Source organism: Trichocoleus sp. DQ-A3, assembly GCF_039961975.1.
Classification (GTDB): domain Bacteria; phylum Cyanobacteriota; class Cyanobacteriia; order Cyanobacteriales; family FACHB-T130; genus FACHB-T130.
The window spans coordinates 180,734-199,547 of record NZ_JAMPKC010000006.1 but is presented as its reverse complement, the minus strand read 5'-3'; the positions used below and the strand labels follow the sequence as shown (position 1 = coordinate 199,547).

The window sequence follows — 18,814 nt, the reverse complement described above, 5'->3', positions numbered from 1 at the left end:
TCCAGCTAATTACTCCCTTCATTCGCAACTCAATGATGCCAACCTAAAGTTATCTTTAGAATTTAGGAGTTCTTAGCAATTAAAAAAAAGATTTTATTTTCCTTGATTCACGAACGATTGATGCCCGCTTTATGGGTACTTCATGGGTATTTGTTTGTTTATCATAGAAGATTTTTTTATACATCTTTCTTAAGTATAGTGTAACAAAGTGAAGTTTTCGGGTAGATACTACTTCCCAAAGCTGGGTGTGAAAGTCATCTAATATCTCATGTAGGTCAGCCGATGGACAAATTGATCTTCGCGGATTTCGATAAAATTTGTCTGTTCTACTGCGAAAAAGTCTGCCTTGGTACCGATGGAGAGAAGCAGGCAAACCTGATGAACTGAAGATAGCGTTAACAACTTGATTAATGACACGGGTTTTAATTCTGGGAGGAAGCGGACGGATTGGTAGCAATGTGGCGGCGGATATCGTCGCTCACACACAGGCGCAAATTACCGTTACTGGCAGAAACCCAATCGGGGCGCACGGTGTTGCAAGCTTGCCAACGTTGGTCAGCGAAAAGCTGGGATCGCAAGTGCAATTCCAGGTTTTAGATTTAGCGGATCGAGAAGTGTTGAGGGATGCGATCGCTGCTTGCGATCTTGTAATCCACTGTGCGGGACCATTTCACTACCGAGATGCCCAAGTCCTAAAAACTTGTATAGAAGTGGGTGTCAACTATCTGGATGTCAGCGATCACCCATCTTTTACTCGCAAAGCATTGGATTTCCGAGACGAAGCTGCTGCTGCTGGAGTTACAGCAATTATTAATACGGGTATTTTCCCCGGTATTTCTAATAGCATGGTACGCCAGGGCGTCGAGCAACTAGATGAGACAGAACGCATTCATCTGAGCTATCTAGTATCGGGGTCGGGGGGCGCTGGTATTACGGTGATGCGAACAACATTTTTAGGGCTACAAAGCCCTTTTAAAGCTTTGATAAATGGTCAGTGGCAGATAATCAAGCCCTATAGCGATCGCGAAACCATTGAATTTCCTGCTCCCTATGGTCGCATCGGCGTTTACTGGTTTGATATGCCAGAAGCCTTCACGCTACCCGACACTTTTCCTGTTAAAACCGTCATTACCAAATTTGGTACAGTTCCCGATTTTTACAATTATCTAACTTGGAGCGTTGCCCACTGGTGGCCCTCTAGCTGGCTCAACAATCCAAAAGTCATCGAATTTTTAGCTCGCGTCAGCCACCGTATGACAGATATTAGCGATCGCTTCACTGGCATCGGTGTAGCAATTCGCTCTGAAGTCAACGGTTATAAAGATGATCGGCCAGCAAGTTATTGCTCAACTTTAGTGCATGAAAATACAGCCGTGGCAGCCGGTTATGGCACCGGCACCCTTGCCGAATTATTGCTAGCAGGCAAACTCAAAAAACCAGGCGTCTGGCCTGTAGAACAGGCACTTTCCACCGATTTATTTGAACAAACTATGCAGAGCCGAGGAATAAAAATTCATCATGAATGGTTAAAAAAATAAACGAATGTATCCTGCGGCAGACGGCATAGATGTAACTAGATAAGTACGATTCATTTCGTACTTAATAAATGGTGTTAGTAGTCCTATCTACTCGCGCATCATCAATTCTCACAAAAAGCAATTGGGAGGGAATTTCCATGCAACGAATTTTAGTAACTATAAAACAAAAACTCCATAAAAATATTTTTGTTTTAAGTTTAATGACTTTAATCAGTGTGGCAAGTTTATTCATCGCCGCACAGCCTAGTTATGCAGTATTACATTCAAGAGATAAGCTGACATCAGACGACCGAGTTGACCGCGCCTATCAATATAGCGAAGCAACAGGTTTTCTTGAAGAGGATAAGCAGCAAAAATCAGCAAACCCCAATGAACCCTTTGACTATAGGGAAAAGGCAAACGAAAAGACTGTACTCAATTCCACAGAAAACAATAACGACTCTAATTTAATAGAAAAAGCACAAGACTTGATTCAAAAGGTCACAGGCAACGACTAAATCCAATCTTTAGCATTCTAAGAGTACGGGATTTTCAGTAAAAGAGCTGAATGAAACGATGTCATTTTTTAGTATTAGGTTGGGTTTAATTCCTTAACCCAACCTACAACAGCAGTCCCAAATGATTCGTTAAAGCGAGATACCCGACTTCTCTAAGAAGTCGGGTATCTAAACCACTGGATCTCACAACTCAAATAGGATTGCTATAGCTTCGTACCCCTAGCATTGCTAGCGATTAAAAGTAAAACGACCGTTCGCCTTTTCGCCATTGATTTCCGAGAGGATGACCACCTTATACTCGCCTGATGCTTGTTCGGGTAGCAAAACAGCGTAGTGCTTACCCTGAACATCGTATTTCATGTCTAAGGTTTTTTGACTCCCATTGGGTAACTGAACTTGAGCCGTCACGTTGGCATTAGAAACTGCTTCGTGGGTGTCCCCTTTCTGTAGATATAAATCTAAGTGAGTGCCGTTCGCTTCTTTTTCAGGCACAAACTCTAAATGATATTTTCCTGTCTCGACGACTTTACCGCCTTTGGAGGGTTGTGAGTGATCGGGTTTGGCTGCTGTTTTTGAAGGAGAAACAGCAGGAAGATTAGTTTTCGCTTCTGTGGGAGTATTATCAGGTTGTGCTGTCTGCTGTTCCCCAGTGCAAGCTCCTAAAAAAAGCACTCCGACACTTCCCAAAATAATTAAACTTACTTTCAATAATTTCATTTTTTCTTCGCGTCCTCTGCGTCTTTGTGGTTTAAATTTTTCTTTTTGCAACTTATAACTCAGGCACAGGTTTTTCCTGTTTCGGCACCAAAACTTTGCCAAACTTGGCGTACAAAGCGGGTAGAACTAACAGCGTTAAAGCTGTAGAAGTAAACAACCCTCCTAATACAACCACCGCCAACGGTTGTAGGATTTCCTTTCCTGCACCTCCTCCCACGACCAGAGGTGCTAACCCCAAAGCGGAGGTAAAAGCCGTCATTAAAATGGCATTGAGCCTTTCCATCGAACCTTGAATGATTACTTCCCAAAAAGGCATTCCCGTGGCAAATTTAGCGTTGTAATTATCAACTAATAACAATCCGTTGCGAGTGGCAACTCCAAATAGAGTAATAAAGCCAACCAGAGAGGCGACGGAAATAATCCCACCCGTTAATGCCACTGAAATGACACCTCCCACCAATGCCAAGGGTAAATTAATCATAATCATCGCAGTTGAGGGGATGGACTTAACAGACAAGTAGATTAAAACCGTAATCACCACAAATGCGATCGCGCTGAATATCAAGATGTTTTGAGTAGCGCGTTGTTCCGACTCAAATTGACCGCCGTATTCGATAAAGTAACCAGCCGGTAATTGCACTTGTTGCTTGACTTTGGCTCTAATTTCATCAACGACAGAGCGCAAATCTCGACCGCTAGCATTAGACGAGACGACAATTAAGCGGGAAACATTCTCACGGTTGATGGTATTCGGGCCAGTGCCGTAACCGATTTGTGCTAACTGAGCTAAGGGAATCTTTTGGTTCGTTGGTGTACTCACTAATAAATTGCGGATAGTTTCTAGATTTCTCCGAGCATCTTCTTTTAACCATACAACCAGGTCAAAAGTTTGTTGTTCCTCCAAAACTTGAGAAACGACACGTCCATTGAGCGCAGTTTCAATCGTTTCGGAAAGTTCTCCGACCGTTAATCCATAACGAGCCGCTTGTTGGCGATCAAACTGGATTTGTACCTGTCTAATTGGCAGTTGGGGTTCGAGTTGCAAGTCTACGACACCCTCAACAGTTTTCATAATCTCTTCGACTTGTTTACCAAGCGTGCGGAGTTGTTCTAAATCCGGGCCAAAAATTTTGACAGCGATCGCACTCCTCACCCCAGACAGCACTTCATCCATCCGGTGAGAGATAAATCCGCCAATATTCGGCGCAACTCCTGGTAATCTGGCAAATTCCGCTCGCAACTTTTCAATACTTCCTTTCCGGTCTTTTATCCCCTTTTCACTCAGTTCTACATCTAAGTGCGCCAAGTTGACACCCGCCGCATCCGCATCTCCCGGCGCACGCCCCGATCGCAACTGGATAAAATCAAAGCGCGGGTCATCCTTAAGCGCATCCTGAAGGGCAAAACCGGCGCGATTAGTCGATTCTAGGGAGACACCGGGATAGAGAGTCAGGGTGTTGACGAGCGATCGCTCTTGGAACTCCGGCAAAAACACCCGTCCCAAGGAAGGGACAATTAAAATTGCAGCCACCAAACTAGCAGTCGCAACTCCCAAAATCAGCTGAGAATTCCGCAAAGAAAACATTAAAAACGGACGATAAAGTCCTTTAAAAAATCTCGCCACCCACGGTTCTTTTTCTGGCAAACGACTGTGAGGGAGTAAGATGGCACACAAAGCTGGAGTGATGGTAAGTGCGGTCACGCTAGAAGCCAGAACTGCCACTAAATAAGCCACTCCCATCGGTGTAAAAATGCGACCTTCCACACCAGCAAGGGCAAAAATTGGCGAGAAAACCACCACAGTAATTAAAGTTGCACCAAATAGAGAATCGCGTACTTCCTGACAACCTTCAAAGACAACTTCTAATGGTGACTTTGGTTTCCCTGCCAGCTTATTTTCTCGTAAGCTACGGTAGACATTTTCAGCGTCCACAATGGCATCATCAACGGCTGAACCAATCGCAACTGCCAAGCCTCCCAGAGTCATCGTATTCAGACCATATCCCAGCCAATTTAACGCTAGCAATCCTAACAACAAAGACAAGGGAAGTGCAGTGAGACTCACGACAAGCGTGCGCCAATTCATCAAAAACGGGACAAGAATAAAAGCAACAATAATACTGCCTTCAACGAGTGCTTCCCGAACATTTTCAATCGAGGCGTCGATAAAGTCTTCTTGACGGAAAGTAACCGTCATTTTTACATCCGGAGGCAAACTCGATTTCACCTCTTTCATTGCCGCCTCAATGGCACGAGTGACCGTGGGAGTATCGGCTTGTGGCTGTTTGTTAATCATGACCACAATTGCCTTTTTGCCATTCAAACTGCCATCGCCCCGCTTGAGTGCGGCACCAATTTTGACATCAGCGACCTCGCCTAATCGAATCGGTGTTCCATTTCGAGCGGTAATCGCTGATTGTCGCAAGTCTTCAATGGACTCAATCCGCCCAACACCCCGAATTAATAGCTCTTGGTCAGGGTTAATGAGAAATCCACCCGGAGCGTTAACATTGGCTTTTTCTGCGGCTTCAGTCACGTCCTGTAAAGACACATCAAACGCTTTTAGTTTCGCTGGATCGACTAATATTTGATACTGGCGAATATCACCCCCATAAGCGATTACCTGCGAGACGCCAGGAACCGCTAAAAGGCGGTTTGTCACCTGCCAATCTACGATACGCCTGACCTCCATCAAGTCAGTGCTAGGTGAAGATGCTTGTTGCCTGTTACCTTCTTCAACAGTGAAAGCATATTGCAATACAGTGCCGATTGGAGAACTAATCGGAGAAATTTGTGGCGAATCAACACTTTCTGGCAGCTTTTCTTGCGCTTGCTGCAATCGCTCTGTCACTAACTGTCGGGCTTGATAAATATCAGTTTCCCAATTGAAGATAACTTTCACAACTGAAAGCCCCACCGCTGAAGCAGACCGTACTGTTGTGACGCCGGGAGTCCCATTAATAGCACTTTCAATCGGTAAAGTAACTAAAGATTCTACTTCTTCTGGTGCTAATCCAGGGGCTTCAGTTTGAATTTCGACTTGGGGTGGAGCAAAGCTGGGAAATACATCCACTGGCATTTGTGACGCCACGCGAAATATCCAAACTGTCACCAGCATGGCGGCAAGGACAACTAGCCAGCGTTGTTTAATAGACCACTTGATAAGCGCACTAAGCATAGTTAAAGGCAAAAGACAAAAGAAAGAGAATTATTGACTTTTTACTTTTTCCTGTTTGCTTGCCGAGTCATTAACAATTTCTAATTCGTGGGGTAAAGGTATTGAAGGCAACGCCTCTAAGGTTTTAGGCACCCGGCGCGACTGAGTGCGGCGTCCTAACCAAAAGGCAACGAATGCGATCGCTCCCCCGGCTGGCAAAACCCACAACCAAGGAAGTGAGTTTTGAATGGCAGAAACCCGATTAATCGCGTCTGAGTTTGGAATTAAAGGCTGTTTCTCTTCGCTTTTGCCTTCTGAGCTGCCGCCGCGTAAGGATTGGGCATACAGTTGAATTGCGCCTTGGGTGACAATGCGATCGCCCTCAAACAAACTTCCCTTGACTTCAACTACATCCCCCACAGTTCGTCCCAAGGTGACTTCAACTGGCTCAAAGGCGGTACCATTTTGCACGTAAACTCGCTGCCTGCCATTGGTTTCCACCACGGCTGAAGTCGGAATGACTAAGATAGGCGCGGGAGTTTGGTTGGTTAACACTTCCAATTCTGCAAACATCCCCGGCTTCAACTGTCCGCCAGGGTTATCCAGTTCAGCTTTGACTGGCACGACTCGTGTTTCCCCTTGTACAACCGAGCCAATCACCGCAATCTTGCCTGTGAAGGTGCGATTCGGCAAGCTGGCAACCTTCACCCTAACTCGTTGCCCAATTTTTACCTTATTTAAATCTTTTTCGTAGATACTCGCCGTAGCCCACACCCGATTATTATTCAGGATGGTCATCAGCTTTGCCCCCGCCTCCTCCACCGATTGACCGAGGGTAATTTCCCGGTCGGCAACGGTGCCAGAAATGGGAGCTGTTACCGTCACCAACCCTTTGTCATTGGCGCGGGTTCCCAGTTGTTGCAGCCGCGTCTGATAAGCGGTATTACTCAGGCGAATCCGGGAATTTGCGACTTTTACAGCCGATTTGGCGCGTTTGAGTTGCGCTTCGGCTTCCAGCACTTCCCGACGGCTGGTTGCTTTGGTCAATTGCGTTTTGGCTTCTGCCAGGTGAGCAAGAGACTCCAGCATTTGGCGACGTGGCAACGCTCCTGCACGCTCCAACTCGCGATCGCGTTCATACTGTTCTTGAGCGACTGCTAGTTCAGTGCGAGCTTGCTGAATGTCTGAGGCGGCTATCTGCGAGTATTGCTGATAATTTTCTTGAGCTAGCTTTAAATCTGCTTGCGCCTGTTGCAGATCCGCTTCGGCTTCAGCTCGTTTTTCCTGGGAACCTACGCGCAGTTCTACTAAGTCGGGTGCGGCGATGACAGCGACGACTTTGCCTGCTTGCACCACTGCGCCGGGTTCCACGAGAAGCTCAACGATTTTCCCTGGAGTGGGTGCTGTCACTTCCGCTTTTTGGCTGGGCAAAGTTTCAATTTGACCCGTGGTTTTAATGCCAAAATCCAGCCGTTGTTGAGAGACTGGTTTGACCTCAATTCCCATCCGTTTTGCTGTTTGGGCATCTACTTGAATCCCTTGGGGAGTTCCCTGGCTGGCTTCAGTTTCTCCATGAAATTCATCCCCATGTCCAGCATGGGCGAGAACCGAGGTTGGTGCAGCCAGTAGGAGTAGGCTCAGGAGTGTCCCAAATAAGCGATCGCGTGCCTTAGATGGCTTGGAGCTAGGAAAAAAAAGCATAACTAAGGGGTTCCTTGCATTTGGATGGGATACCGAGGTTTAATTCAGCCCTCTAGCAAGGGCACTTACCTAGTGCCGAAATAGCCAGCGATGCTGACCGCAACAGCGTTAAACCACCATCTAGATATTAAGTTTGCACAAAAGAATGAAATTAGGATGAAATCAGGAACCTCTCCCCAACCCTCCCCGTTCACTTACCGCGCAATACTTATGATTGTTAACTTCTCCCCAACCCCTCCCCTGTCAGGGAAAAAGCCCGTCTCCGCATCGGAGAAGGGTTTGGGGAGGGGAGATCTGCCGACTTGCGCGATCGCGGTAGCCCCGTTCGCAGGAAGGGTAAAATTCTGCCCAATAAAATCCTGCCCAATATGAGTTTTTAGTTTTCCCTGTCCTGTCTATCGGTACTATTTTGTAGGCGGTTCCTACTTTCAATTAATCTCAATTACTTTTTGTACCAAGCTTGTCGCCACTGCTGCATTTTCTCAATTTCTGCTTTTTGAGAAGTGATAATTTGTTGGGACAATTGTTTAATTTCGGGACGCTTCGACTTATTCAGTGCATCTTCAGCCATTGTTAAAGCACCTTCATGGTGAGCAATCATCCCATTAAGAAAGCGCAGATCGAACTCAGCATCAGCAACGCCCATATCTCCAGACATCATCATGTTTTGGCGTTGTTGTTCTGACATGGGGACTACGGATTTATCTGCACCTCCGTAAGCAACCAGCTGATTGCTGGCTTGGGGATACCATGCCTGTCGCCACTGTGTCATCTGATTAATTTCTTTGTTTTGATCTTGGATAATATTGTCAGCTAACTGCTTGATTTCAGGGCGCTTAGATTTTTGTTGGGCTTCTTTTGCCATCATCACCGCACCTTGATGATGCACGCTCATCGCGTCAATAAACCGCAGCTCGTAATTAGCATCGGCTGACCCTAAATCCATTGCCATGCTATGATTCATGCCGCTTCCGTGTCCCGTGTGTTCCATGTGTGCCATGCCGCCAGCATTTGATGGGGAAGCATTTGGGGCTGGGTCTTGGTTTTGGGAGCCACTAGAACAAGCTGTCAGAAATCCGCCAGTCATGGAGGCGATCGCTACCAGGGTGACAGCCCAAAAACTATTTTTAAAAGAATTAATTTGCATAGACTTTAGGGGCATCAATTTATTTGGCTATCCTCGCTCCTGCTCTGTAAGTTAGTTCAAGAAAGCAGTAGGTATTTCTCAGTGTTTTACAAAAAAATGAAATTAGGATGAAATCCCGATAGGTCATTAGGAAGACATCTAAAGTATTTAATTAGATATAGCAGCCCTATGTGACTTGGGGAAAAAACGAACCGCCAAGACGCACTAGCGGAGCCATGCGCGTTAGCGCTATAGAGCGCGAAGAAAAGAGAGCAAGAGAGATTTTACAACTCATTTAGGCTTGCTACAGAACGTCAACCTAACCAAAAGATGTGAAAATAACATCACATCTGCATTAAATTAGCCAAGAAATGCAGCAGTGCATTTAATTATGCAAAGGCAGTCGAATCGTAAACGTGCTGCCTTTGCTCAATTCGCTTTGAACTTCGATGCTACCGTTGTGGGCAATTGCGATCGCTTTGGCAATTGACAAGCCCAATCCAGAACCGCCCGTGTGTCGAGAGCGATCGCTATTTACCCGATAAAAGCGGTCAAAAATCCGTGTCTGCTCTGGGAGTGCAATCCCAACGCCAGTATCTTTGATATAAATTAGTGCTTGGGTGCTGCTATCTAAAATCACCGCCACCTGACCCCCAGCGGGCGTGTATTGGATGGCATTCACCACTAAGTTAAAAATCAGGCGATACAGCTGTTCTTCGTCACCGTTGACGTGCAAAGGTTCCGGCGTGCGAATATCTATAGAAAGCGTCAAATCGGCAGCGATCGCTAGTGCTGACAATTCTTCTGCAACGTCGCTGACAAGATCGTTGAGACAGGCGGGACGATATTTAATTGACAAAGCCTGCCGATCCATACGGGAGAGTAGCAATAAATCCCGAACCAATTCAGATAGGCGGTAATTTTGCCGTTCAATGGTTTTTAGAGTATCCCGCGCCTCTAGTTCGCTGAGTTGATTCATTCTCAACGTCGATTCAACGGTTGCTTGGATTGCCGCTAAGGGCGTCCGCAACTCATGGGCGGCATCGGCTGTGAATTGTTGGATTTGCCCATAGGATTGGTAAATTGGTTGCATTGCTAGCCCTGCCAACCACCAACTGGAACCGGCAACGACAATCATTGCCACGGGCAACCCCAGTAAGAGAATAAATTTCAGGGCAGTCAGATGATCGTCCAATTCTTTGAGACTTCGCCCCACCTGAAGATATCCCCAAGGGCGATTGTCTTTGGTATGCAGCGATAGAGAAATTTGATGAAAACGGGTGCCCTGGCGATTCTGGAGGATTTGCCACAATTGGGGTGTAGAAACGCGATCGCCTTTATCTGCCGCTAGCAATCCCACTGGCTGAAGTCCTGCCAAGGCAACTGGGCGTCCCGAATTCTCTAGCAGCCGCACGTAGTAGTCGCCTTGGTGAATTGCCCCCAAAGTGTGCCGAGTCGGATTTTCTATCTGACTAACGCATTTTTCCCCAAGCAAACAAATATCCGGCAACAGTTGTTGGATAGCAGGTTCCAGGCGTCCCGGTTGCTGCAAAATCGGCTCAATACTGTCGTGAAGCGTACCGGCAACAGATTCTAATTCTCGGTCGAGGGCAACCCAATTCGCACGCGCGATCGCTTCATAAACTGCAACTCCACACAAGCTTAAAATCACTCCCATGACGCCTGCATACCAACCTGCCAGTCGCCAACGAGTTAGTTGAAAAAGTTTGTTTTCATTCACGTTAATTGGTAATTGGTAATTGGGGAATCTTATTAGTCATTGGTCATTTGTCAAAAACCAATGACCAATGACTAATAACTATTCAAACGATAGCCGATGGTCATTTGTCAAAAACCAATGATCAATGACTAATAACTATTCAAACGATAGCCGATACCGTAAACAGTTTCGATAAAGCGATCGCATCCAAAAACCGCTAATTTACGCCGCAACAATCGCATCTGCGCGGCTACTACATTACTCATCGGTTCTGCACTAAATTCCCAAAGCTGAGTTAATAACTGATCGCGGGTAATAATTTGATTGGGATGCTTCATCAAATATTCCAGCAACTGAAATTCCTTGCTAGTCAGAGGAATGATTTGTTTGTCATCCGATGGATTGTGATAGCAAACTGTATGAGTGCCGTAATCTAAAGTCAGGTTTCCCACTTGTAGTTGTTGGGGGTGAAGCTGAGGCGATCGCCTTTGTAATGCTCGCAATCGTGCCAATAGTTCCGCCATCCCAAACGGTTTCACCAAATAGTCATCTGCACCAGCATCCAATCCAGCCACCTTATCTTCCATCCGATCTTTAGCAGTTAACATCAATACTGGCAGAGGATTATTTTTTCCCCGTAGTCGCTGACATAACTCAATTCCTGATAATCCTGGCAGTAACCAGTCAAAAATAGCCAGCGTATATTGCGTCCACTGGGTTTCTAAAAACTCCCATGCCTGCGTGCCATCCAGAACCCAGTCAACCACATACGCTTCTTGACTGAGAGTTCGCTTAATTGCCGCCCCTAAATCTGGCTCATCTTCAACTAGGAGAACCCGCATAATCCCCTTTTTTCTTCGATTTGCTACACATCAGCAAGGTAGCACTCTGTAGGGGCAAAGAAATTGCGCCTCTACAGCAGTATTTTAAGCACTTTGGTAGATGTAGATAAGAGTAAATATTGCTACAAGATTGGTAGAAAACCACAATTTACCTGCTCCCACGCAGAAAAAAAAATGCAGACTAGACCAAACCAACCGATGACACCAGATAATGCATCTACATGGGTGGAAAGACTGGCACGTTTGGGCTTTGGGGCGCGAGGGGTCGTTTACGCTACGGTGGGAGTGCTGGCGGCGCAGGCAGCCTTTGGTGCAGGCGGCAGAACCACCGATACAGAGGGTGCGCTGGTGACGATTGTGACACAGCCTTTTGGGAAATTCTTGCTGGCAATCGTTGCTTTGGGTTTGCTTGGTTACGTGTTGTGGCGTTTCGTGGAAGCGATCGCCGATCCGGAAAACAAAGGCACCGATGCCAAAGGTCTTGCATCGCGCCTGGGAGCGGTTGGCAGCGGCTTAATCTATGCTGGTTTAGCCTGGAGTGCGATTAAGCTGATCATGGGTTCGGGAGGCGGCGGTAATAGTAATTCCTCCCAAGACTGGACAGCCCGCTTGTTAGCGCAGCCCTTCGGTCAATTTCTAGTTGGAATTGTGGGAGCCGCTGTCATCGGCATGGGCTTCTATCAATTTTACAGAGCCTATAAAGCGAAATTCCGCAAAAAGTGGAAAGTCAACCAGATGAGCGAAAAAGAGCAGAAATGGGCAACTTTTGCTGGCAGATTTGGGATTGCTGCCCGTGGTGTTGTCTTTTCCATTACTGGCTTATTTCTGCTTCAAGCGGGGCGTCTGTCTGACGCTAACCAAGTTCAGGGACTAGGTGGGGCGCTAGCAACACTGGCACAACAACCTTTTGGCCCTTGGTTGTTAGGAATTGTGGCGCTTGGTTTAATCGCTTATGGGATTTATAACTTCGTAGAAGCTCGGTACCGCCATTTTGCTACCAGATAGTCAATTTTTAATACAGAGGTAGTAGCAAAGATAGGCTTTATGGTGGTTGAATAGATAGTTAAGTATTTTCCTAACTTCAGATATTTGTAAGTGATATGCTCAACAAGCATGATGAGTTGTTACTGAAGGATCTTAAGCTTCAACCCCTTTGGCTGCTCCAGTTATATGTTGTTTTAGGAGTGGTAGCAGCAATTTCTGGATTCGTTCTTGAGAGTGGAAATCTCTCAAAAGCTGCTTGTCTTGGAGGGGGTTTCCTGATTGCTCTAGGAGCTGAGAAATTAGTAACGCACCGAATCAGAAAGGCTGCGCTTTCTCTGGTTAATAGAGGTTAACTAATGCTATTTTTCAAGCTTATCCTCTCACTTCTCAACCATCGGTAAAATATCTGCACTGTAAAATTCAAAATTCAAAACTTATCAAATGGTTTGACGGCAAAATCTCCCAGTGTCACCGTGAAACTTTCCCGATTACCAGTGGCGACAAAATTAATAATTACTTCACTCGCTACGGCAACAGCCAACATTACTAAATTTCGCGCTAACGGGTAGTCGCAAACGTCATCGTTTACTGGTGAAGGAACGCGGTAAATTTCGTTCCAGATAATTTCAGCATAATCGGAAGCTAAGCCAACGTGCAGACAAGGAATATTTGCCGCTGTGCAATAATCTTTGACAATTTGGCGGCTGATGCTGTTATCAAAAGTATCAATAACAACCGCACTCCCGTTGAGCAATTGGGCAGCGTTTGCTGATGTTAATTCTTTCGGACGCCCATCAACGGCAACACCCAAGGCACGATAGAGGGTATTGGTGAGAATTTTAGCTTTGTAAGCGCCAACATCTGAACGGTAGTAAGGCTGAGTGGAGAGGTTGCGTTCCTCAATGCGATCGCGATCGATAACCACCAGCTTCCCAAAGCCAGAACGTGCAAGATTTTCAGTAATATTCGCCCCCAGCGCCCCCGCACCGCACACCGTCACCGGGAAGTCTTTTAGCTTCGCCATCAGTGCAGATGTTCTGTGGAGTTGTTCGTGAAAAAAGATAGACATTTTTGCTAATGGCTAATGACTAATTCAAAAGTCCCAGTTATCTCGCGCTTCGATAACGCCAACGAGGGATTGCAAGTCAAAATCGCGATCGCGTCCGCTTAGGCAAATCCCAGAACTTATTACTGTCAGATCGCGCTTGTCAATGGCAGAGATGTGACGTTCACCGCTGCGGGTTGTCCACTCGACTTGCCAAAAGTCACCGCGATCGCGCACATCTTCGAGTTCGCCACCACCCATCCCCAAGGCATCGCGCACGCGCCTTTCATCACCTGACATCGCCCGCCGATCCGGATCTTGGCGTACCTCTTGATGGTGTCTGTATGGGCGCTGTGCCTGCTGCTGGCGTCTTGTATCCCGTCGCCGCTGGCACAAGCGTTCTTCTTCAAGTTGTTGCTGCCTTCGGCGTTGATATTCTTCCGTCTGCTGCAACGCCAAGTCATAGACGGTACGCATCTCTGGCGTCATCCCCGCAAAGCGAAGATTTTCCGTTTCCGTCACATTCCTCAATTGTTCTTTGAGTTGTTCCGCCACCAGGGGATCTGCTCGTCGATCGAGTTCATCAAACCACCAAGCACCGCCATCCCAACGCGCAATTATTGGCTCAAATGCTGCACCCTCAGTAACTAAATATACCGGCACTGGCTTAGCGGCACCCAAGCGCTGCTGCATATCAGATTCGTTAACAGGGTACGCAAGCCAAGTTTGTCCTTGCAACACATAAGCCAAACGCAGGCGCAACGGCTTCAACAGTCGCAGATATTCCGCCACCTGCGGCAAGTTTGCTTCCTCCACCATTTCAGCCTTTTTTTCGTTCATTGGCTGAAAAATGCCCCATCCTTCAAAGTCTTGTGGCTGCGGTTTAAAGGTATAAACCATCCCCGCTACAGAAGCGCGTACTTTCCCCCCACCCACGCACGGTGCGAGAAATTGAGTATCGCGCAATTGCACTTCCTGTGCAGCAATTTGGTTAAGGAGGTTGCGAATATCTGCCATTGAGTTAGCCCCTCAAATCAACTCCGAGCTAAAGATAAATAGTGGAATCATATAACTTACTCACCTTCTATTCCTTGATTACAAATAGACCAGAAATACCTTCAGGAAGTTCTCCCTCATCCGTTGCTTCTCTTTGCAATAATCCCCGAACATAGGATGGTGGCTCTTCCCGAATTAATTGAATTTCCTCTGTTAACCCTCCGGAGATATGTTGTATGAAACTAGCAGCACGTCCTGGCAGCGAATCTGTGTAACCTAACGACCTAAAACCTTGGCAGCAGACAATACAATGCCAAGGGTAGCTTATTGATGAAAAATTAACTGAAAAATCTTTTTTGTTCTTATTAAGAATATCCCTCACAGTCAAGGCATCGGCAATAGAACAACCAAGAAAGTTTTCCTGTTGGGCAAAAGTCCCACAATTCCATCGAGAAGGAAAAGTTTTAATATACCCTGAGTTGTAAAAACAATACATGGAATACAGTCTATTTATGCGTGCATCATTAAGTAGCATATCTACCTGTTTACCATGTATATTTGAGTGATTAAACGATGAATATGAATCAGCATTCTTGTCTTTCAGCCTCTTCGCTTGAACTCTTATACCTAGCCACTGTGAATTACTACCTATCCACCATTCCCAATCTGCTCCAGTTGTTTTTCCTTCGTCCTGTTGTGAAAATTTTTTGATGTACACCTTTGTTGGATGACGCCGTTTTATTTCCAAAAGATTTAATTCTGTCAAAGTGGTTTCTGAGATTGAAATCCCGGCTATTTCACCAAAATACATTAGATTCCACGTCTCGATTGCACGGTTACAAAACGTATGACAAATATCAAAATTTGAATTTGAAGTGTACAAATTTTGCATTGCTTATCCTCTTTTTTAAGATAGCTTACACAAATCGGTGAGCAAATTCATAGGTAAAATCAACTCTTCCCTTGCGTAAAACGGCTGGGTCTAATCTTTCAGTTGTATTGCAAGTCATTAAAACAACTAACTTTTGTTTAGTATGAATTCCCAAATCATCAATTACGCTTTGATACAATGTTCCATCCAGTAAGCTCAAAATATGCTCCGTCTTATTATTATTTTGAGCAGCTTCAGAAGCGCGATTTTTGGCTAAATTATCCGCTTCGTTGATAATTAGACAAATTCGCTCTAAGTAACTTGGCGGCACAAAATTCTCAACCGCATCGTGATCCAGAATAAAAATCACATATCCGAGAGGCGCGAGAATTTCTTGTGCTACAGCTTGCGTCCAAGCAGTTTTCCCCGTACCCGGATCTCCGTGGACGAGAACCGCCAACTGACTTTGGTCGAGAATTGCCTGCTGTACCGTATCAGTAAAACTTTGAATGTCAGCGGGAAACGACCGAATTGGAAATTCGCCGTGAATTTTTCCTACACGACTTTGGTAGCCACTCAGCATCACTGCAAGATTGAAAGTTGCTTTATTGATCAGTGGCGCTAGTTCCTTCGCCATTAGGGTATAGCGTCGCCGTCCCCGATCTAAATTTTCAATTTCTAGCCAAGCTTGCTGTTGAGGCCAATAGGCATAAACCGTGTTAATAATATCGAGACGTTCCCAGTTAACAAATCGATCTACCGGAAAATAAAAATATCGATCTAGATAATACTGGGTAATCATATCTGGACGACCCAATAATTCCAGAATTTTGAAAATCGTTATTTCCTGTAGCCGGTTGAGGACGTGTTCAATGGGAATGCTGTTACGACTGACAAATTGAATCACAGGCGAATCAACACTTAAAACGTCTTGGAAGCGATAATCTGGAGTTGGAGGATCTGGGGTAATATAATTCCAGAATTCATCAACTTCATATCGCGTACTTTCAGAAAATACATTTAAAATATTTGCCCACCAAGTATATTCGTTGCGACCCATTGCATCAGCAATATCGCTGGCTAAACCCAAAGTTTTCTGGCTTAGCTCTTTGGAATCGTTAAACACTAAATGCCAAAGAAATCCCCAGTCTATCTGCCGAGTTAAGGGTCGCCAACCTGCACCTAATAAGCCTTTAGCTTGCGGGTTTTTGTTGCCTGGATTGCTTTCGTCGTTTCCGAAATATCCCGATCCCATAGTTTCAGTTCTTCTTGCTTTGTGATGGAATGATGAGAAAGTAATGCGCTCAGTTATTTTTCCAAGCTGCCATTAAATTTGTTGCAAGTATTCGGCTGGAACGCGATCCACCAACCAAACCCCATTTTCAGAACAGTAAAATTCATATCCTGCTTTGTGCATCGCCGCCGCATCTACAGCAAAAACTACTGGACGACCATGTCGTGCGCCGACAGTTTTTGCGGTGGAAATATCCTTCGATAGATGAACGTGGTGCCGCAACATTTTACACAGTCCTGTACTCAAAATTGATTCGACTGTACCCTGTCCTGTACCGTGGTATAATACATCTGGAGGAACAACGGCTTCTAGCTGCAAATCAACTTCTGTACTATGTCCTTGATTCGCCCGAATTAAGGTACCTGTTGAGTCAAAAGAAAAGCGTTTTTTGTCATTTTTAGCAACAACTTCATCAAGTTCAGCACGAGTAAGCATAAAAGAACGAGCTGCACACGCTTTTAGAAGTTCATCAACAGCAACCCAGCCACCAGGTGCAAGTTCAAGACCAATGGCTTCAGGAGTATGCCGAAGATGCTTGCTGAGATATTTGCTAATTTTAACTAAGCGAGAATTATTCATTAAGTCGCTCTTTTTAGCTTAACAATACCAGTCATCTTCTAAATATCGCTTGACCAATCCTGCGTGGGATAAAGGACTCGATAAATCGTCTAAATCGCAGTTTGTTTCATAATCTAATAACAATACTGTTTGGTCTGCACTTAGCTGTTTGAGTTCCGCAAGTAGGTTCTGAAGGCGGTTCTCTAGTACCCATTTATACGATGGTAGGTAGATGGCACGACGCGCTTCTACATAGGACAATAATTTGTCTCCGGTTAAGCCTGCACGATGCCCTAGAACCTTGCCGAAAGTTTGTGTCGTGCGCTTGATCCCTTTCATATTAGCGATCGCTAGTTTGCCCGGATCTACATCCGCAGACTCAAAAACTTTTAATCCTTGCCAAATTCCTTCAACGGTATAGCTGAAGTGTCCTGGGGAAAAAGGAACGGGAATTCCACCATGCGGATAAAAAGGGCTAAAGCGAACCCAAGGTTCGGTACTGCGAGAAGTTACGTCGAGAATCGTTGCTGCATCATAGCGTTTACGCAAAGTATCTAGGGATGTGCGGCGACTTTTTACAAAAAGCGGCATTGAGGGCTAAATGTGTAGAGACGCGATGAATCGCCTCTTGAGTCCTGAGTGGGAAAGAAGAAAGGGAAATTGAATATTTGTATTATAAGGTACTACAGGATGGTTGTGGCAGATTCCCGATTGTTTCTATTTTCCCAATCATAGGGGCGCACAGGCGTGTGCCCCTACTGTATTACCGTGCAATGAGTTTGATATTTGGCTAATGCAACTCAGTACCGTCTTTGTGGAGGAGGTAGCGATCGCTGCAAAAGAAGCAACGCGCAGAGAACAAAGGTTTAATAAAGAAGGAAATTAACACCGAGTTTGATGATGAACTTTGTGCTGAATACGACATTGCTCAAATGGATGGCTATGTCAAGGGGAAGTATGTTGAACGTTACAAACAAAGCACTAACTTAGTATTGCTAGCACCCAATGTTGCTAAGGCTTTTCCAGGTGAGGAAGCAGTGAATAAGGCTCTATGACTTTTAATTAGACTTTCTACATCTCAACTGGAAAATCTTGAGTAAAAAAGAAATTTACCTTTGATTGAACTGAATGGCAGGCATTGCTTGTCAGGTAATTGTTGGCTCAAACTGGAAGCATTGATCTCAATCAAGCCAATTTAATATAAAAGCCTTTGTAGGAATCTAGGATTTTCGCGGCCAATACTCACCCTACAAGCCATCGCACTGGCAAAATTACGACAGATGCTAAAAATGAAGCATTGGTACTGGTGAGCTATATGACAAATCCAAATTCCCGACCATCAACTTATCCTTTAGGTACGCTAAATTCTCGGTATGAATCGTCCGTTGATGATGCAACACCCTTGACGGAATTTGATTCAGGCGAGCCTCCAAAACCTCCACGACGCAGACCTCCTACTGGAGGAGAGCTTGAGCCAACCGAGCCGGGTGAAAAGATCGTCAACGTCATGGAAGAATTGGTGCAAGAAGAGGCGATCGCACAGTTGGAGGAAATTGAAGCCACAAGCGATTGCATCCAGAAGCTGGGAGATATTGTTGCCTATGTCTTGAATAGAGTGCCCCCTCTCTATGCCACCACAAAAGAAGGTGCCGAGTATCAGCAACAACGTGCCAGAGACGAACTCCAACAACTGATTTCCCAGCAAGTCACAGAAGCGATCGCCTACATCAATAGACCATAATTTTTCCCACAACGACAAGCCAAGGCT

The 18,814-nt window shown here is 45.5% G+C and carries 16 protein-coding genes; 4 read left to right on the top strand and 12 right to left on the bottom strand.

Annotation, left to right across the window (positions count from 1 at the left end; all coding sequences use genetic code 11):
- The first annotated feature begins 410 nt into the window (after positions 1-410).
- Together NDI44_RS12925 and NDI44_RS12920 are read left to right on the top strand one after the other, a co-directional pair.
- Positions 411-1,538, top strand: coding sequence for a saccharopine dehydrogenase NADP-binding domain-containing protein (locus NDI44_RS12925; protein ID WP_190411635.1), 1,128 nt, complete (start codon positions 411-413; stop codon positions 1,536-1,538).
- Positions 1,539-1,675: 137 nt separating this feature from the next.
- A complete protein-coding gene (locus tag NDI44_RS12920) occupies positions 1,676-2,035 on the top strand; it encodes a hypothetical protein (RefSeq protein ID WP_190411634.1) in 360 nt (119 codons plus the stop codon).
- 228 nt (positions 2,036-2,263) lie between these two features.
- Here NDI44_RS12920 and NDI44_RS12915 read toward each other — a convergent pair whose 3' ends face one another.
- The 6 genes from NDI44_RS12915 to rppA all read right to left on the bottom strand — a co-directional run bounded on the left by NDI44_RS12915 (position 2,264) and on the right by rppA (position 11,298).
- A complete protein-coding gene (locus tag NDI44_RS12915; RefSeq protein ID WP_190411633.1) occupies positions 2,264-2,752 on the bottom strand; it encodes a hypothetical protein in 489 nt (162 codons plus the stop codon).
- Between the two features lie 52 nt (positions 2,753-2,804).
- Positions 2,805-5,930: an efflux RND transporter permease subunit gene (locus NDI44_RS12910; protein ID WP_190411632.1), complete on the bottom strand. Its 3,126-nt coding sequence runs from the start codon at positions 5,928-5,930 to the stop codon at positions 2,805-2,807.
- A 30-nt stretch (positions 5,931-5,960) separates the two neighbouring features.
- Positions 5,961-7,610: an efflux RND transporter periplasmic adaptor subunit gene (locus tag NDI44_RS12905; RefSeq protein ID WP_190411631.1), complete on the bottom strand. Its 1,650-nt coding sequence runs from the start codon at positions 7,608-7,610 to the stop codon at positions 5,961-5,963.
- 442 nt (positions 7,611-8,052) lie between these two features.
- Positions 8,053-8,757 (bottom strand): DUF305 domain-containing protein, encoded by a 705-nt coding sequence (locus tag NDI44_RS12900; RefSeq protein WP_190411726.1) that lies wholly within the window; start codon positions 8,755-8,757, stop codon positions 8,053-8,055.
- A gap of 364 nt (positions 8,758-9,121) precedes the next feature.
- Entirely contained in the window at positions 9,122-10,477 is a 1,356-nt protein-coding gene (rppB, locus tag NDI44_RS12895) for a two-component system sensor histidine kinase RppB (RefSeq protein ID WP_190411630.1), read from the bottom strand.
- A gap of 128 nt (positions 10,478-10,605) precedes the next feature.
- Positions 10,606-11,298, bottom strand: a complete 693-nt coding sequence (rppA, locus tag NDI44_RS12890) for a two-component system response regulator RppA (RefSeq protein WP_190411629.1) — start codon at positions 11,296-11,298, stop codon at positions 10,606-10,608.
- A gap of 174 nt (positions 11,299-11,472) precedes the next feature.
- Here rppA and NDI44_RS12885 point away from each other — a divergent pair, with 174 nt between their 5' ends.
- Positions 11,473-12,303 (top strand): DUF1206 domain-containing protein, encoded by an 831-nt coding sequence (locus tag NDI44_RS12885; protein ID WP_242037002.1) that lies wholly within the window; start codon positions 11,473-11,475, stop codon positions 12,301-12,303.
- 406 nt (positions 12,304-12,709) lie between these two features.
- Here NDI44_RS12885 and NDI44_RS12880 read toward each other — a convergent pair whose 3' ends face one another.
- From NDI44_RS12880 to NDI44_RS12855, 6 genes are all read right to left on the bottom strand, one after another.
- Entirely contained in the window at positions 12,710-13,351 is a 642-nt protein-coding gene (locus tag NDI44_RS12880) for a ThiF family adenylyltransferase (protein WP_190411628.1), read from the bottom strand.
- A gap of 24 nt (positions 13,352-13,375) precedes the next feature.
- A complete protein-coding gene (locus NDI44_RS12875; protein ID WP_190411627.1) occupies positions 13,376-14,344 on the bottom strand; it encodes a hypothetical protein in 969 nt (322 codons plus the stop codon).
- A gap of 67 nt (positions 14,345-14,411) precedes the next feature.
- Positions 14,412-15,215, bottom strand: a complete 804-nt coding sequence (locus NDI44_RS12870) for a DUF6615 family protein (RefSeq protein WP_190411626.1) — start codon at positions 15,213-15,215, stop codon at positions 14,412-14,414.
- A gap of 25 nt (positions 15,216-15,240) precedes the next feature.
- Positions 15,241-16,449, bottom strand: a complete 1,209-nt coding sequence (locus NDI44_RS12865; protein ID WP_190411625.1) for an AAA family ATPase — start codon at positions 16,447-16,449, stop codon at positions 15,241-15,243.
- A 72-nt stretch (positions 16,450-16,521) separates the two neighbouring features.
- Positions 16,522-17,067: an RNA 2'-phosphotransferase gene (locus tag NDI44_RS12860; RefSeq protein WP_190411624.1), complete on the bottom strand. Its 546-nt coding sequence runs from the start codon at positions 17,065-17,067 to the stop codon at positions 16,522-16,524.
- An 18-nt stretch (positions 17,068-17,085) separates the two neighbouring features.
- On the bottom strand, positions 17,086-17,637 hold the full coding sequence (locus NDI44_RS12855; protein WP_190411623.1) for a hypothetical protein: 552 nt from the start codon (positions 17,635-17,637) through the stop codon (positions 17,086-17,088).
- 724 nt (positions 17,638-18,361) lie between these two features.
- On the opposite strand from NDI44_RS12855, the gene NDI44_RS12850 reads away from it, so the two are divergent.
- Entirely contained in the window at positions 18,362-18,787 is a 426-nt protein-coding gene (locus tag NDI44_RS12850; RefSeq protein WP_190411622.1) for a late competence development ComFB family protein, read from the top strand.
- Positions 18,788-18,814 lie beyond the last annotated feature (27 nt).